The organism is Hymenobacter qilianensis, assembly GCF_014638675.1.
In the GTDB taxonomy this organism is placed as follows: Bacteria; Bacteroidota; Bacteroidia; order Cytophagales; family Hymenobacteraceae; genus Hymenobacter; species Hymenobacter qilianensis.
Window position 1 is genome coordinate 185,724 of the sequence record NZ_BMFN01000001.1, and the last position, 14,139, is coordinate 199,862.

11 protein-coding genes are annotated in these 14,139 nt (G+C 55.7%); 5 read left to right on the forward strand and 6 right to left on the reverse strand.

Going from position 1 to position 14,139, the window contains the following annotated elements:
• Positions 1-94 precede the first annotated feature (94 nt).
• From IEW06_RS00745 to IEW06_RS00760, 4 genes are all read right to left on the reverse strand, one after another.
• On the reverse strand, positions 95-1,258 hold the full coding sequence (locus tag IEW06_RS00745; protein ID WP_188547180.1) for an aspartate aminotransferase family protein: 1,164 nt from the start codon (positions 1,256-1,258) through the stop codon (positions 95-97).
• The gene (argC, locus tag IEW06_RS00750; RefSeq protein WP_187731208.1) at positions 1,258-2,241 is read right to left on the reverse strand and encodes an N-acetyl-gamma-glutamyl-phosphate reductase; all 984 of its coding nucleotides are present in this window, start codon (positions 2,239-2,241) and stop codon (positions 1,258-1,260) included. The genes IEW06_RS00745 and argC overlap by 1 nt, the downstream gene beginning before the upstream one ends.
• Positions 2,228-3,415 carry an argininosuccinate synthase gene (gene argG / locus IEW06_RS00755; protein WP_187731207.1) on the reverse strand — a complete coding sequence of 396 codons (1,188 nt, stop codon included), beginning with the start codon at positions 3,413-3,415 and terminating at the stop codon, positions 2,228-2,230. Before argG ends, argC begins: the two co-directional genes overlap by 14 nt.
• A gap of 126 nt (positions 3,416-3,541) precedes the next feature.
• Entirely contained in the window at positions 3,542-4,111 is a 570-nt protein-coding gene (locus IEW06_RS00760) for a GNAT family N-acetyltransferase (protein ID WP_187731206.1), read from the reverse strand.
• Between the two features lie 584 nt (positions 4,112-4,695).
• Here IEW06_RS00760 and argB point away from each other — a divergent pair.
• From argB to IEW06_RS00780, 4 genes are all read left to right on the forward strand, one after another.
• Entirely contained in the window at positions 4,696-5,478 is a 783-nt protein-coding gene (gene argB / locus IEW06_RS00765; protein WP_187731205.1) for an acetylglutamate kinase, read from the forward strand.
• Complete coding sequence (locus tag IEW06_RS00770; protein WP_187731204.1) at positions 5,466-6,533, forward strand: M20 family metallo-hydrolase; 1,068 nt, start codon at positions 5,466-5,468, stop codon at positions 6,531-6,533. Before argB ends, IEW06_RS00770 begins: the two co-directional genes overlap by 13 nt.
• A 122-nt stretch (positions 6,534-6,655) precedes the next feature.
• Positions 6,656-7,975, forward strand: a complete 1,320-nt coding sequence (argH, locus tag IEW06_RS00775; protein ID WP_188547182.1) for an argininosuccinate lyase — start codon at positions 6,656-6,658, stop codon at positions 7,973-7,975.
• Between the two features lie 108 nt (positions 7,976-8,083).
• Positions 8,084-9,277 carry a ribonuclease D gene (locus IEW06_RS00780; RefSeq protein ID WP_187731203.1) on the forward strand — a complete coding sequence of 398 codons (1,194 nt, stop codon included), beginning with the start codon at positions 8,084-8,086 and terminating at the stop codon, positions 9,275-9,277.
• Between the two features lie 155 nt (positions 9,278-9,432).
• On the opposite strand, the gene aceA is transcribed toward IEW06_RS00780, so the two are convergent.
• Together aceA and aceB are read right to left on the reverse strand one after the other, a co-directional pair.
• Positions 9,433-10,719, reverse strand: coding sequence for an isocitrate lyase (gene aceA, locus IEW06_RS00785; protein WP_187731202.1), 1,287 nt, complete (start codon positions 10,717-10,719; stop codon positions 9,433-9,435).
• A 114-nt stretch (positions 10,720-10,833) separates the two neighbouring features.
• A complete protein-coding gene (gene aceB, locus IEW06_RS00790; RefSeq protein WP_188547184.1) occupies positions 10,834-12,462 on the reverse strand; it encodes a malate synthase A in 1,629 nt (542 codons plus the stop codon).
• 179 nt (positions 12,463-12,641) lie between these two features.
• Between aceB and IEW06_RS00795 the strand changes: the two genes are divergently transcribed.
• Entirely contained in the window at positions 12,642-14,129 is a 1,488-nt protein-coding gene (locus tag IEW06_RS00795; protein WP_187731201.1) for a helix-turn-helix domain-containing protein, read from the forward strand.
• Positions 14,130-14,139 lie beyond the last annotated feature (10 nt).

Sequence of the window (14,139 nt, forward strand, 5' to 3'; positions counted from 1 at the left end):
CTTTGCATCTCAATCGTTACTGATATTGGTGCCGCATCATCTTGGCGCGAGCCGTTCAACGAAAAGACGCGAAGTGTCGCGTCTTTTCGTTGTTCTAATCCAGCGCGGAGGCCTGCTGAATGACAGCGGCCGACTTTTCTGTCAATTCGTACAGCGACTGCAGGAATCGGTTTACTTCCGCCTTCGTGATATTGAGCGGCGGCAGCAGACGTAGCACCGTTGGGTCGGAGGCGTTGCCGACGAAAATGTGGTGCTCCTGAAGCAGCTTGTCCCGCAGCTCCTTGATGGGGAAATCGTACTTGATACCGATCATTAAGCCACGACCGCGAATTTCCTGAGCACCAGCGTTGGCTTCTAGCTCGGTCCGTAAAAAGCCCCCCAGCTCATCAGCGTGGGCTATCAGGCTTTCCTGCTCGATGACTTCCAACACGGCCAACGCGGCGGCGCAGGCTAGGTGGTTACCGCCAAACGTGGTTCCTAGCAAACCATACGACGCCTTTAGCTCCGGCGCAATCAGGATACCGCCGATGGGAAAGCCGTTGCCCATGCCCTTAGCCACCGAAATAATATCGGGCTGAATGCCGGCGTGCTGGTGGGCAAAGAAACGGCCGCTGCGGCCGTAGCCGCTTTGCACTTCATCGGCAATGAGCACTACGCCGTGCGTTTTGCAAAGCGTCGCGAGGCCCTGCAGAAACTCATCGGAAGGCATAATAATGCCCCCCACGCCTTGGATTGGCTCAATAATGACAGCACAAACCTCTTCGCTTTGCATAACACGCTCCACTTCGGCTAGGTCGTAGCCGACGAAAGAGATGCCGTGGCCTGCGTTGAATGGCGCTACAATCTTGGCGTTATCAGTAGCAGCTACGGCGCCCGATGTGCGACCGTGAAATGCGCCTTTGAACGCTATGACGTGCTTTTTGCCGGTGTGAAATGAGGCTAGCTTCAGGGCATTCTCGTTGGCTTCGGCACCAGAATTACATAGGAACAGGCTGTAGTCCGGGTAGCCCGATACGTCTCCTAGCTTCTGCGCTAGCTCAGTTTGAATCGGAATTTGGACCGAGTTAGAGTAGAACCCGATCTGGTTCAGCTGCTCGCTGATGCGACGCACGTAATGCGGGTGGCTATGACCGATGGAGATAACAGCGTGACCACCGTAAAAATCCAGGTAATCCTGCCCGTTTTCGTCCCAAAGCGTTGCCCCCAAAGCCTTTACCGGCGTGATATTGACGAGCGGGTAAACGTTGAATAAATCCATTAGAAAGCAACTGATTTAAGCTGAAGTCCTTGATTTTCTGGATACCCAAAGAGCAGATTCATGTTCTGCACGGCTTGCCCGGAAGCGCCTTTCACCAGATTATCCAGCGCGGAAGTGATGAGCAGCTGCTTACCGAATTTCTGCACGTGCAGCACACACTTATTGGTGTTCACTACCTGCTTCAGATGGATTTCCTTGTCCGAAACCGTGGTGAATGGCGCGTCGGCGTAGAAATCTTTGAACAGCTTTCGCGCTTCGTCCTGACTTAGCTCAGAAGGCGTGTAGACGCTGGCAAAGATGCCGCGCGAGAAATTGCCGCGGTAAGGAATAAAGTGAATAGCGCCCTCTAACTGGGGCTGAAGCTGCGTGAGGCTCTCCCCTATTTCACCCAAATGCTGGTGGGTAAAGGGCTTGTAGATAGACACATTGCTGGTGCGCCACGAGAAGTGCACCGTCTCCGACAAACTTTGTCCGGCACCCGTAGACCCGGTAATGGCCGATACGTGCACATCATCGGTGAGCTGTCCAGCTTGCGCCAATGGTAGCAAAGCTAGCTGAATTGCCGTGGCGAAACAGCCAGGATTGGCAATGTTCTGGGCCAACTGAATAGCGGCTTTGTTCAGCTCTGGCAGGCCATACACGAAGCTGCGGCCAGCAACATCTTTGTCCATGTTCAAGCGGAAATCATTGCTTAAGTCAATGATTTTGGCCCCCGAAGGTACGCTGTTCTTCTCTAGAAAACTGCGGGAGTTGCCATGACCCAGGCACAGGAAAACCACTTCTTCGTCGCCGTTTAGGTCGCTTTGAAAGCGCAGATCGGTTTCGCCTACTAGGTCGTCGTGTACGTGGTACACCGGGTTGCCCGCATTGGAGGAACTGACGATGGCGCTGATAGCTACTTGCGGATGATATAGCAGAATGCGGATCAGCTCGCCGGCCGTGTAGCCGGCCCCGCCCACGATGCCTACCTTAACCTTCGCCATTGAAGCTGCTGTGAATTTTGAGCTGATTGCTGAATATTTTGATAAAGCCTTGCGCGTCGCGGGCGTCCCAGGCGTCGTTTTCCTCACCGTAGGTAGCCACTTTAGAGCGCATCATATCATACTTGGATTCAATGCCTTGCAACTCAAACTGATACGGCTTCAGCTTGATAAACACCGTACCTGACACGCGGGCCTGCGACGACTCCAGGAAAGCTTCCATGTCGCGCATCACGGGGTCGAGGTACTGAGCCTCGTGCAGGAGCGTGCCGTACCAGTTGGCGATGTAGTCTTTGTGCAGCAGCTGCCAGCGCGACGATGTGTGCTTTTCCAGCAAGTGGTGGGCTTTAATCAGAATCAGCGGAGCCGGAGCCTCAAAGCCTACGCGGCCCTTGATGCCCAGAATCGTGTCGCCTACGTGAATGTCACGGCCGATGGCGTATTGGCCGGCTAGCTCGTTCAACTCCTGAATAAGCTGCACGGGGGGCATTTTTTGGCCGTTCAGCGCTACCGGCTCGCCTTTCTCGAAGGTAACTTCGATGGAGGCTGGCTCGGTTTGCTGAAGCTGGGTGGGGTAAGCCGTTTCGGGCAGCGCCTGGTGGGAAGTCAGCGTTTCGACGCCGCCTACGCTGGTGCCCCAGATGCCTTTGTTAATTGAATACTTCGCCTTTTCCCAGCTCATTTCTACGCCGTGACTTTGTAGATACTCAATCTCGGCCTGGCGGGAGAGCTTCTGGTCGCGGATGGGCGTGATGATTTCGGTCTGGGGGGCAATTACGGAGAACGCCACGTCGAAACGTACTTGGTCGTTGCCGGCGCCGGTGCTGCCGTGGGCGATGTAGTCGGCTTTGTGCTCGCGGGCATATTCGGCCAGCGCCAAGGACTGGAACATGCGCTCGGCGCTAACGGACAGCGGATAGGTGTCGTTTTTGAGGATGTTGCCGAACAGCAAAAAGCGCAGGCAATCCTGATAAAAGCGCTCCGTCACGTCGATTACTTCGTGCTTGGAGGAGCCCAGTTCGTAGGCGCGCTTCTCAATGCTCTGCAATTCCTCGGCAGAAAAGCCCCCCGAGTTGACGATGACGGTGTGTACTTCCAGGCCTAACTCTTTGGTCAGATACACCACGCAGTACGAGGTATCCAGGCCGCCACTGTACGCTAAAACTACTTTTTTCATTTGTCAATTAACTGTACGAGAACGTCATGCAGAGGCGGAGCCGAAGCATCTCGCATGTTTAGCGGGATTAGTAACCTCTTGTCAGCACGCGAGATGCTTCGGCTCCGCTCTGCATGACAACCAATTTTATTGCTCTTGACTTAAAATCTCGATTGTCTGCTGGCTGAACTGGTCGTTCAGGGTGTCGTAGACCATGCCGGTGCAGAGGCACATTTTGCGGTCGTTCTCCATCAGGATAGGATAGTTTTTGCAGCTGGAGCAGCCCTTCCAGAAGTCGTCGCTGCGCGTTAGCTCCGTGAAGGTCACGGGCTTATAGCCCAACTCCGTATTGATTTTCATTACCGCCAGGCTGGTGGTGATTCCGAAAATCTTGGCCGCCGGGTATTTGGTACGCGAGAGCTTGAACACCTCGTGCTTAATGGCGCGGCCCAGGCCTTCCTTGCGCAAAGCGGTGTTCACGATCAGGCCCGAGTTGACCACAAAGTTGTTGTTCTCGTAGGTTTCGATGTAGCAGAAACCAGCTAGCTCGTCGTCGATGAAGGCGATGATGGCGTCGCCTTTGATCATTTTTTTGGCGACGTAATCGGGATTGCGCTTGGCAATGCCAACGCCCCGCTGTTTGGCCGATTCCTCGTACCAGTGACAAAGTGTTTCCACGTACCGAGCGTCGTCGGCATTGGCTACGCGTATCATCATGGGAGTATAACTGGGGTGCCTGATGGCAGGTAATACGATGTGAGAGGAAGAAAGGCGAAGCTTACGGACAAGGCTACGCGGCAACCGAAACCGGTATCGAGAAAATAAACCCGGAAGAAAGTGGTGGTTGCGTGGATCTCGCTAGGGCAGAAAAAACTGTCGACTAGGCAAGAAAAGGCGCACTAGGGCTTACACTCGTGTCAAAGGATGATTCGTGAACGTTCTCTTTACTGGGGTTCTGGGTGAGGCCCCGCGCCGGTTTTTATCGTTCTAAAAACGCAGGCGAATTATTGCAGCCAGCTCTTAAGCTGGCATTGTTCGCACGGCCATTGTGGGCCGCGGCAGAAGCGCAATAGAAGAGAGAAGAATCATGACAAGTACCGTAGTACAGAGTAGGTTTATGCGGTTTAAATCGAATAGGCCGCTAAATCGTTGCAAAACTAGACGTTTTTTTTTGGAAACTTTACCGGCCCGGCTTTAAAAAAGTGTTAAGCTTATCTATGCTTCGGGCTAGCTGACTGCTCAGCTAGTTCCAAACTTGGCCTTCACAGGCCTGAGTGCCGCCTTTTACCTTTATCACACGAATGAGCGAAGTCCTGAAAATATTTAAAATTGGCGGTGGAATCATTGATGATACCGCCCAGCTCAGCTTCTTTCTAAGCGAACTGGCGCGAGTGGGGGGCAAAAAAATCGTGGTACACGGCGGTGGCAAAGGCGCCAATGAGCTGCTGACGACGCTGGGCATGCTGCCCAATATGGTGAACGGCCGCCGCATCACCGACGCCGCCACCCTAGACGTGGTAACGATGTTTTACGCCGGCAAAACCAACAAGCAGATCGTGGCCCTGCTCCAGCAAGTGGGCGTAAATGCGCTGGGCCTGTCCGGCGCCGACGGCAACGTTATTCGAGCCATCAAGCGCCCCGTTGGTGAGATTGATTACGGCTTTGTGGGTGACTTGCCCGAGCAAAGTATCAACACGGAGCTGATTCAGCTGCTGCTGGAGGGCAATTTGACGCCCGTTTTCTGCGCTATCACCCACGACGGCCACGGGCAGCTGCTCAACACGAACGCCGACACTATTGCCAGCACGCTGGCTCGGGCGCTGGCCCATTTTTACCAAGTGGAGCTGCATTTCTGTTTTGAAAAAGATGGAGTATTGGCCGATGTAAACGACGAAAGCTCCGTGATTCCGCAAATCACACCTTCGCTTTATACGGATTTGAAAGCCAGCGGCGCCATTGCGGCCGGTATGCTGCCCAAGCTAGAAAATGCGTTTGCCGCGCTGGAAGCCGGGGTCGCAAAGGTTATCATCGAAAACGCGCTGAAAATCAACAAGCCGGTAAAAACGATACTATGCCGGGACTAATCGAGCGGCTTTCCGAGGACGCCATAGCGCTGTTGATTCAGCTTATTCAAACGCCTTCTTTTTCGCGGGAAGAAGACAAGACGGCTGATTTGATTTTTGCATTTCTGACGGCGCACGGCGCGCACCCCCGGCGGGTTCAGCATAATATATGGGCTGTTTCGAAAGAATTTGCCCCCCACAAGCCGACTATCCTACTCAACTCCCACCACGACACCGTGAAGCCCGGCGCAAGCTGGACTGCTGAACCATTCGGGGCTGTATTGGAAGGCGACAAGCTGATTGGACTGGGCAGCAACGACGCGGGCGCGTCGGCTGTGAGTCTGCTGGCTACGTTTCTGTATTTCCAAGAGAAGAAAACCGATTTCAACCTCATTTGTGCAATCACGGCCGAGGAAGAAGTATCGGGTGCCAATGGCATTCGCCTCATTTTGCCTAAGCTCGGCAACATTGATTTGGGGATCGTAGGTGAGCCAACCCAAATGGACTTGGCCATTGCCGAAAAGGGCTTGGTGGTCCTAGACTGTGTAACCCACGGTCGCACCGGTCACGCCGCCCGCAACGAAGGCGAAAACGCCCTCTACAAAGCTCTGGATGATATGCTGTGGCTTCGGAGCTACCGTTTCCCAAACGAATCGGACCTGCTGGGACCCGTAAAAATGACGGTGACGCAGGTGCAGGCGGGCACGCAGCATAATGTAGTACCCGATATCTGTCGGTTTGTGGTGGATGTGCGCACCAACGAGTTGTATTCCAATGAGGAAGTTGTGCGCATTGTGCGCGAGCATGTGCAGGCCGACGTGACGCCGCGCTCTGTGCATTTGAACTCTTCGCGCATCGACCCGGCGCATCCGCTGGTGGTGCGCGGGGCGAATTTGGGCCGCAAGCTGTTTGGGTCCGCCACGCTTTCGGATCAGGCGGTGATGCCCTTTGCCACAGTGAAAGTAGGTCCCGGCGACTCGGCCCGCTCCCACACCCCGAACGAATACATTTACCTTAGCGAGGTAAAAGCCGGCATCAAGGGCTACATCGAGCTGCTGGAAGGCTTTCGATTTTAAAGTGCTGTAGAGACACATACTTGTGTCTTGTCGCTGAACAGTTAATGAGGAGTTGTTCAGCTGAACAACGCGAGGAGACACAAGTATGTGTCTCTACACCATTCGCAAACAATCATTTAGACATGAAAATCTGGGAAAAGGGCATCGCCGTTGACGAGAAAATAGAGCGCTTCACCATCGGAAAAGACCGGGAGCTAGACCTTTATCTGGCTCACTTCGACGTGCTGGCCTCCAAAGCGCAGGCCGTGATGCTGGCGCAGGTGGGGCTGATTTCAGCCGAGGAAAAAGACCACTTAGTGCAGGGCCTTGGGGAGTTGGAAGTCGAAATAGCGGCCGGCCGCTTCGTAATTGAAGATAGCTTCGAGGATGTGCACTCCAAGATTGAGTTCTATCTAACTGAAAAGTTTGGCGATGCCGGCAAGAAAATCCACACCGCCCGCTCCCGCAACGACCAAGTACTGACCGCCATTCAGCTTTTCTTAAAAGACTATACCGAGCAGGCTGCCGCCAAAATCATGGATTTGGTGACGGTGCTACTTCAAAAAGCCGAAACCCACCAAGCCGATTTGATGCCCGGCTACACCCACTTCCAGGCCGCCATGCCCAGCAGCTTTGGCTTGTGGTTTTCGGCCTACGCGGAGCATTTGCTGCTGGATATCGCGCTGTTTGAAGCCGCCCACACCGTTGCTGACCAGAACCCATTGGGTTCGGGCGCCGGTTTTGGCAGCAGCTTCCCCATCGACCGTAAGCTGACGACTCAGCAGATGGGTTTCGGCCACTTGGCCGTTAGCGCTGTGGGGGCACAAATGCTGCGCGGCAAAACAGAGAAAACGCTGGCTTTCGCGCTGGCCGGCGTGGGCGCTACGCTCTCCAAGCTGGCCTACGACCTAGTTCTGTATAACAGTCAGGATCTGGCGTTTGTAGAATTGCCCCCCGCTTTCACGACGGGCTCCAGCATCATGCCGCACAAAAAGAACCCAGATGTATTTGAGCTGGTGCGGGCCCGTTGTAATGCCTTACAGGCGTTGCCCAATACTATTGCGCTCAGCATCAACAACCTACCCAGTGGCTACCATCGCGACTTTCAGCTGCTAAAGGAGCTTTTATTCGAGCCAATGATGCAGTTCATGGACATTCTGGACATGCTGCTGTTTGCCTTGCCACAGCTCAAAATCAAGCCCGACTTGCTGAACCAGGCCAAATACGACGGTGTTTTCTCCGTAGAAAATATCAATCAGCTTATCCAGGCCGGGGTGCCTTTTCGGGAGGCGTATCAGCAGGTGGGCCGGGCAGTAAACGACGGCAGCTACGTGCCACACCGCGAGTTTACGACCACGCATCTGGGCAGCGTGCACAATCTGGGGCTTGCCGAAATTCGAGCGAAAGCCGAGCAAGTGCAGCAGCGTAGCGCCGTGTTGCAGCGCCTCCAAAGCGGCACCTAGCGGCAGGTTGCCAACGTTGCTTTTGCCCCCCAGTCCTGCCTACCTTTGGTAAAATGCCCCCAGGCCTTCTGCTTGACTCTTGCGGCTCGTTTTTCGTTTTGCTTTTCCATGTTACAACCTGATATACAATACCTAACAACCCACGGCGCCGTACAGGACGCGGCCGCTGCCATGCGCAAAGCATCACGCTTGGCTGTGGATCTGGAGTTTGATGATATGCGCCACCGCTATGGTCGCAATCTTGCTCTGATTCAAATATTTGACGGCTCAACCGCGTACCTGATCGACCCGCTGCCGCTCACCAATCCGGCTGAAGAGTTGGAGCCAATTTGGGAGCTGCTGCGCGACCCGGTCATTGAGAAGGTTTTCCACAGCTGCAAGTCGGATATTCTGCTGCTGGATGAGCTGTATGGCGTGCATGTACGCCACATTACCGATACCAGCGTGCAGTACACGCTACTAGCCGAAGCCGACAATAATATCTCTCTGGGCCGCTTGATTCAAAGTGAGTTAGGCTTGGAAGTAGATAAGGGTGAGCAGAAGTCGAACTGGCTGAAGCGCCCGCTGACGGAAGCACAAAAGGTGTATGCCGCCAACGACGTTATCTATCTGTTTGAGCTGGCCGACCGCCTCACCGCCAAGCTGGAAACGCTGGGCCGGGCACATTGGGCCGACGAAGAAAATGCCGCGCTGGAAGCAGTACGCTACACCCGCGACGAGCGCCCCTACCTGCGGATAGCCGGCAAATATCGGATTCTGCCGGGCGAGCTGCCCTTGTTCCGCGACCTGTATATGCTACGCGACCAAGTGGCGAAGCAGCTGGATCGACCGCCATATATGGTGTTTGCCAACGACCGCCTGTCGGAGCTGGTGCGCGACACGCCCCGCGACCTCAGCGACTGGAAAGCGGCCCGCGGCCTTCACCCCGAGCTGAAGCGCGCACCATACCTCGACCAGCTGGCTGCGCTTTCTTCTGATACATTTGTGCCCGTGCCCGAGCCTGCTGCCACGGGCGAGCAGCGGCGCTTCCCTTTCCGGCGCCGCCTCAACGGCGAAAAAACCGCCCGCGCCGACGCCCGCGAGCAGCTTTTGCTACAGCTAAAAAACCACATTACCGCTGACATGAATAGCTACGTGGCCAACCTCGTACTCTCTAACCGGCTCGTAGCGGACATTATCGAGATGGGTGCTGAACAGGTGCTACGTCCTTGGCAACAGACCATTCTGCGCGAAACTGCTCAACGCCACTCGCTGGATTATAGCCTGATTGCCCAGCCTTTCGATCAGGCCAGCCAAGCGTAGGCAGCAACTTTTAGGAAAAAGCCCCCCGCCCGTCATGCAGAGCGGCAGCGAAGCATCTCGCGTGTTTAGTAAGAATACTAATCTAAATGCGTGAGCGAGATGCTTCGCTGCCGCTCTGCATGACGGGCGGGGGGCTTTGTGAAGAGGGGTTGGTGCTATCCGTGAAACTGAGCTTCCTCCGTCGAGCCAACCAAGGCGGCCGTGCTGGTTTTGCCCCCCGACACTACATTTTGAACTGCGTCGAAGTAGCCGGTTCCTACAAATGCCTGGTGCTTAACCGCCTTAAAACCAGATTTTTGCAGAGCAAACTCCCGTTCCTGCAACTCAGAGTAGCCGGCCATTCCCCGCTCACGGTACGCTTGGGCAAGCTCAAACATGCTGGTATTCAGGGCATGAAAGCCAGCCAGCGTAATAAACTGAAACTTATAGCCCAGCGCCGCTAGCTCTTCGCGGAAGCTTTCCATTTGTTCCACGCTGAGCTTGCTGGCCCAATTGAAGGAAGGCGAGCAATTATACGCGAGCAGCTTCCCCGGATACTGAGCGTGAATAGCCTCCGCAAACTGCCGCGCCTGACCAAGATCCGGGTGTGAGGTTTCCATCCACAGCAGGTCGGCGTAGGGGGCGTAGGCAAGGCCGCGGGCAATACACGACTCTACACCGGGGCGTACGCGGTAAAATCCTTCATTGGTGCGGCCATCCTTTGCAATCACAAAGGGCTGGTCGCGCTCATCTACATCGCTGGTAATCAGGTCGGCGGCATCGGCGTCGGTGCGGGCTACAACCAGCGTGGGCACACCCAGCACATCGGCCGCGAGGCGGGCTGCCACCAGTTTGTTGATGGCTTCCTGGGTTGGCACCAGAACTTTGCCCCCCAGATGCCCGCATTTCTTCGCTGATGACAACTGATCCTCGAAATGCACGCCGGCAGCCCCGGCTTCAATCATCATCTTCATCAGCTCAAATGCATTGAGATTGCCACCGAAACCAGCTTCCGCATCGGCCACAATCGGAACCAGCCAATGCACGTTGCCATCGCCCGTCAGGTTCTGAATCTGGTCGGCGCGCAGCAGGGCGTTGTTGATGCGCTTTACCACGTTAGGCACGCTGTCGGCGGGGTATAGGCTTTGGTCGGGATACATCTGGCCGGCGCCGTTGGCATCGGCGGCTACCTGCCAGCCACTGAGGTAGATAGCGTTCAGGCCGGCCTGTACTTCCTGCACAGCTTGGTTGCCGGTGAGCGCACCTAGTCCGGCCACATACTCCTCCGAATGCAACAACTGCCACAAACGCTCGGCTCCCTGCCGGGCCAACGAATATTCGATCTTGATGGAGTTTTGCAGCTTCACTACCTCTTCGGCAGTGTAAGGACGGGTGATGCCTTTCCAGCGAGGATTGGTGGTCCAGTCGTGGTTGATAGCGACGATGCGTTCGAGCTTGTTCATGGCAGTGTAAGGTTTAGGAGGTGACGATATGATTGGGCATGGCACGCCCAGGCTACTTAGTAGAGCGGCTTTTTTGTAGTTTAGAAGAGGGTTGGGTAGATACCGCCGGCCGGCTTACGCCAGCTGTTCGTAGGCGGGCATGGTCAGAAACTCGGTGAACTCCTTGCTTACCACGAGGCGGTCGAAGAGGCGAGCGGCCTGCTCGTAATGCCCCTGTGCAAATTGCTCCTCCCCTACTGCTTTGCGCATGAGCGCAATCTGATCGGTGAGAAGCGAACGGTACAGCTCCAGCGTGACGGGGCGCCCATCCTGAAGCGTGGTGCCGGGCGTGTGCAGCCACTGCCACACCTGCGCCCGCGATATTTCGGCCGTGGCCGCATCTTCCATCAGATTGTAAATCGGCACGCAGCCATTGCCCCCCAGCCAGGCTTCGAGGTAGCGGATAGCCACGTCGATGTTCAGCCGCAGACCAGCTTCGGTGATGGTGCCTTCCGGCGCTTGTACTAGGTCGGCGGCGGTTACGTGCACATCTTCGCGCTTGCGCTCTATCTGGTTGGCATTGGGCATCAACTCATCAAACACGGCCAGCGCGACGGGCACCAAGCCAGGATGCGCCACCCATGTACCATCATGCCCGTTTTTGGCTTCGCGCACTTTATCCTGGCGCACTTTTTCCAGGGCAGCTTCGTTGGCTTCCGGGTCGTTCTTGATGGGAATTTGGGCAGCCATACCGCCAATAGCATGCACACCGCGACGGTGGCAGGTTTGGATTACTAGTTGTGAGTAAGCCGCCATAAATGGCACCGACATGGTTACCTGGGCGCGGTCGGGAAGGCGGAAGCTGGGGTTCAAACCCAGGCGTTTGATGTAGGAGAAAATGTAGTCCCAGCGCCCGCAGTTCAGGCCGGCGGAGTGCTCGCGCAACTCATACAGTATCTCGTTCAGTTCAAAGCTGGCGGGCAGCGTCTCAATTAAAACTGTTGCTTTGATGCTGCCTTTCGGGATCTTGAGCGACCATTGGGCAATGCCAAACACGTCATTCCACAGCCGGGCCTCTAGGTGACTTTCGATTTTGGGCAGGTAGAAATAAGGCCCGCTGCCCCGCGCCAGCAGCTCGTGGGCATTATGAAAAAAGTACAGACCGAAATCAAACAGCGCGGCACTTATTGGCTCCCCATCCACTAACACATGCTTTTCGAGCAGATGCCAGCCCCGAGGGCGCACGATGAGCGTGGCGACTTCCTCATTCAGGCGGTATTCTTTCGTGGGCGTGCTGAGCGAAATCGTCCGGCGCACGGCATCGCGCAGATTAATTTGCCCCCCAATGACGTTGACCCACGTTGGCGCGTTCGAGTCTTCCAGATCGGCCATGAAAACCTTCGCTCCCGAGTTCAAGGCGTTGATAATCATCTTCCGCTCCACGGGCCCCGTGATTTCCACGCGCCGATCAAGCAGATCGGCGGGCAGAGGTGCTACAGTCCAGGGCTTTTCGCGGATCAGGCGGGTTTCGGGCAGAAAATCGGGGAGAATGCCAGCCGCAAATGCCCGCTGACGCGCTGCCCGGCGAGCCAGCAAATCGCGCCGCGTGCGATCGAAGCGGCGATGCAGCTCGGCTACGAAAGCCAAAGCGGAGGGCGTCAGAATCTCAGCAAACTCCGGGGTATAAGCGCCCAGCACTTTCACACGCTCGGGGGCCAAATACTTCGGGGGAGAAACTAATGTGTGTGGCTCGGAGAAAGTCATAGCTGAAGCGATTTGGTGAACTTGATAGAGTACTCACCAAACATACGTAAGCGAATTTTATAAAACAAGCGAATATTCGCTAATATTTAAGAATCGCTCAAGAAGCGTAGATTTGTCAACCTCGCCACGCTAAGAAGTAAGGCGGCAACATTGATTTTGACCGCCACATTTATATTAATATGCTGAGTCACGGCCAGATAGTACGATTGATTTTTGGGTTGAAGCTGCGGGAGCTACGGCAGGAGCGCGGGCTCACGCCTGCCGAGATGGCCCGTGCCTGCGACGTTTCGGTTTCGTACCTCAATGAGATTGAGAAAGGCAAGAAGTACCCAAAGGCGGATAAGATTCTGAGCTTAAGTAAGGTGCTCGGGGTGAGCTACGACCAGTTGACCTCGCTCACGCTGAGCCGCAAGCTGGAGCCCATTTCGGAGCTATTGCAGTCGGACCTGCTCAAGGAGTTTCCGCTGGAGATGTTCGGGCTGGACCCGATGCGCATTGTGGAGCTGATTGCAGATGCGCCGGCCAAGATGAATGCGTTTATCAGCACGCTGTTCGAGATTGGTCGCAACTACGAGATGCGGCAGGAGCACTTTTTTCTGGCGGCGCTCCGCTCCTACCAGGAAATGCACGATAACTACTTCGAGGAGCTGGAGCAGGATGTGCGCACTTTCACCGTGGAGCAAAAGCTAAATGCCGCCGCGCCCTTCGATACAAGCCAGCTGGAGCGCGTACTAACCGAAAAATATGGCTACTCCCTGGACCGGACGCTGCTTGGTGAGTACGCTTCGCTGGGGCGGCTGCGGTCGGTATTTCAGCCCAAAACCCGCCGCTTGCTGCTGCGGCCGGGTCTGAGCAGTGCGCAGGAGGCTTTTGTACTGGGCCGGGAAGTGGCATTTCACTACCTCAACCTGCGGGAGCGGCCTTATGTGAATGCCAGCTTTCCGGTGCGCTCATTCGATGAGGTGCTGAATAATTTTAAGGCTTCCTACTTCGCCGGGGCCCTCCTGATGGAGGAAGAAGCCCTGGTGCGGGACCTGCAAAAGCTGTTTGACGCCACCAAATGGGATGCTGGCCAATGGCTGGGTCTGCTGACCAGGTATAATGTGTCGCCGGAGATGTTTATGCAGCGCCTCACTAACCTGCTGCCCCGGCATTTTGGCCTCCAAAGCCTGTTTTTCCTGCGCTTTGATCAAACGGATGCTACGGCGCCCTACGAGTTGACCAAGGAACTGCACCTTTCGCGCCTGCACAATCCGCACGGCAACGAGCTGCACGAGCACTACTGCCGACGCTGGATTTCGCTTAGGCTATTGGCCGAGCTGCGTCTGCAAGCCAAGCCGGGTGCGCCTACGGTGGCCATTGGTGCCCAGCGCTCGCGCTACTACGGCACCGATAATGAGTATATCTGCCTGACGCTGGCGCGCGCCTCCACGGCCACCGAACCAGCGGTGAGCGTGACCGTTGGCTTACTCTGCGATGAAAATCTGAAGCGGAAAGTTCGTTTTATCGACGATCCGGCCATTCCGCTGCGCATCGTGAATGAAACCTGTGAGCGGTGCCCGATTCCGGACTGCGAAGTGCGCTCGGCGCCACCCGTGGAGATTGAGCGGCAGCAGCGGCAGCAGCAACTCGCCGAGGCAGTGGCCGCGCTGGTGCACGGCGCGTAAAAGGCGTTAG